At 66.6% G+C, this 2,299-nt stretch carries 3 protein-coding genes; 2 read left to right on the top strand and 1 reads right to left on the bottom strand.

The window, feature by feature from the left end; genetic code table 11:
• Positions 1–70 precede the first annotated feature (70 nt).
• Positions 71–373 (bottom strand): hypothetical protein, encoded by a 303-nt coding sequence (locus tag ACWGDX_RS39270; protein WP_453633607.1) that lies wholly within the window; start codon positions 371–373, stop codon positions 71–73.
• 109 nt (positions 374–482) lie between these two features.
• Here ACWGDX_RS39270 and ACWGDX_RS39265 point away from each other — a divergent pair, with 109 nt between their 5' ends.
• Both ACWGDX_RS39265 and ACWGDX_RS39260 read left to right on the top strand, forming a co-directional pair.
• A complete protein-coding gene (locus ACWGDX_RS39265) occupies positions 483–842 on the top strand; it encodes a hypothetical protein (protein ID WP_453633605.1) in 360 nt (119 codons plus the stop codon).
• Positions 843–1,004: 162 nt separating this feature from the next.
• Positions 1,005–2,273, top strand: a complete 1,269-nt coding sequence (locus tag ACWGDX_RS39260) for a L,D-transpeptidase (protein WP_453633609.1) — start codon at positions 1,005–1,007, stop codon at positions 2,271–2,273.
• Positions 2,274–2,299: the final 26 nt, after the last annotated feature.

Below are 2,299 nucleotides of genomic sequence, written 5' to 3'. Positions count from 1 at the left end.
GTGTCCGGGCGGCCCCCTCTGTGGTGCGGATGGATCTCATGGTGCGGACGGATCTCATGGTGCGGACGGATCAGAGCGCGTCGGCGTTTCTTCTCGCCGAGTACGCGACGAACCCCGCGCCGATCATCAGAAAGGCGGTCCCGCCGAACAGATACGGCGTGGTGTCCACGCCGCCGGTGTCGGCGAGGGCGAGGTGCCGTGGGCTCTCCGGGCTGTCGGAGTCCCCGGCGGCGGGGCTGTGAGCGGTCGCCGCTGACAGAGGAGCCGGTTCACCGCGCTCATCGGTGGCGTTCGCGGACGGAACGAACCACAGGGCACAGAGCAGGGTCCCGGCGACGATGGCTGTCAGCAGCGGTCGGCGTACGACGGACACGGATTCGATCCCCCTTGTGACAACGCCGAATTGGCTGGGTGCGCCGATGCTAGTGAAAGCAGCGGGTCGCGGGAAAGTCGCGGGGGGTCTGAGCCCTACGCTCCGTCGTATGACCACTACAGAAACATCACGGTATGTACGGCTTCGGGTGGAATTGGTGCTGGAGGTCGACGACCCCGAGAAGCTGAGCGCCACCGCCCTCGCCCGTATCGGCGCCGACGAGTTCATGCCCGACGACGAGCGTGCCCACGCCGAGACGGCGGTGGGGGAGGACGAGGCCGAGGCCATCGCGTATCTCGTCGAACCGTTCGACCTGGTCAGGACGGTCCCCGGGGTCCAGCTCGCCCAGGCCTCGTGGACCAGCGAGCAGATCGACTACGACCCGGACTCCGCGGAGTGGGACCTCGACGACGAGGACCGGGCCGCGCCCGCGGAAGAGGAGGAGGAAGTCCCGGCTGGTCGGCACTAGCACGCGAGCGTGTCACTCTGGTAAGCCCCGGTCCGCGTCAGCCGACGGGCCGGGGCTCGCCCATGCCCTGGGCGAGTGGTGTGCGACACATCTCGGTTGAAGTGGAACCGGGCGAACCGGTACAGCAGTTCTTAAAGGATACCGGCAGGGTTGGCGTCGATGATGGAGAAGCGTGTGATGACGGACAGCAAGCGGCGCAGGGGCCTCATGGCCGCGTCCGCGGTGCTCGGCGGTGTACTGGTGCTTTCGGCCTGTAGCGAGGGCGCGGACAACGCGTCCGCCGAGAACACGAAGTCCCCGTCGTCGCAGGCCCAGGTGGACGAGGCGGCGGCCAAGGACACCTCCGAGGCCCAGATAGCCATCTCACCGAAGAACGGCGCGACGAACGTCGGCATCAACAACGACGCCGAGGTCAAGGTCACCAAGGGCACCCTCACCGAGGTCACGATGACCACGGCGGACGGCACGGATGTGCCGGGGAAGCTCTCCGCCGACTCCACGAGCTGGCAGCCGGACGGTCAGCTCGACCGTTCGACCACCTACAAGATCGCCGCGTCGGCCAAGGACGGCAAGGGCCGCGAGGCCCATGAGAACTCGTCCTTCACCACCGTCTCGCCCGACAACAGCTTCATCGGGAACTTCACCCCCGAGGACGGCTCCACGGTGGGCGTCGGTATGCCCGTCTCGATCAACTTCGACAAGGCGATCACCAACCAGAAGGCGGTCCAGGAGGGGATCACGGTCACCTCCAGCAGCGGCCAGGAGGTCGTCGGGCACTGGTTCAGCTCTCAGCGGCTCGACTTCCGCCCCGAGCAGTACTGGCAGGGCAACTCGACCGTCACCCTCAAGCTGAACCTGGACGGGGTCGAGGGCGCCGACGGTGTCTTCGGCGTCCAGCAGAAGACGGTCACGTTCACGATCGGCCGCAACCAGGTCAGCACCGTCGATGCCCAGAAGAAGACGATGACGGTCACGCAGGACGGCCAGACGGTCAAGACGATCCCGATCTCCTCGGGTTCCCCCGAGAACCCGACGTACAACGGTCAGATGGTGATCTCCGAGAAGTTCAAGGAGACCCGGATGAACGGCGCGACGGTCGGCTTCACGGACAACGACGGCAAGGGCGAGTACGACATCAAGGACGTCCCGCACGCCATGCGGCTGTCCACGTCGGGCACCTTCATCCACGGCAACTACTGGGGCGCCAAGTCCATCTTCGGCACCGCCAACACCAGCCACGGCTGTGTCGGCCTGGCGGATGTGAAGGGCGCGGGCGACCCCAACCAGCCGGCTGCGTGGTTCTACGAGCACTCGCTCATCGGTGATGTCGTCATCGTCAAGAACTCCCCGGACAAGACCATCAAGCCCGACAACGGCCTCAACGGCTGGAACCTCAACTGGGCGGAGTGGCAGGCCGGTTCGCAGGCCTGATCCGGTCGCTCCCGGCCGGCCGGGAG

This window comes from Streptomyces sp. NPDC055025 (genome assembly GCF_053608565.1).
The sequence above is the reverse complement of the archived record's forward strand: the minus strand, read 5'-3'. Positions and strand labels throughout refer to the sequence as shown.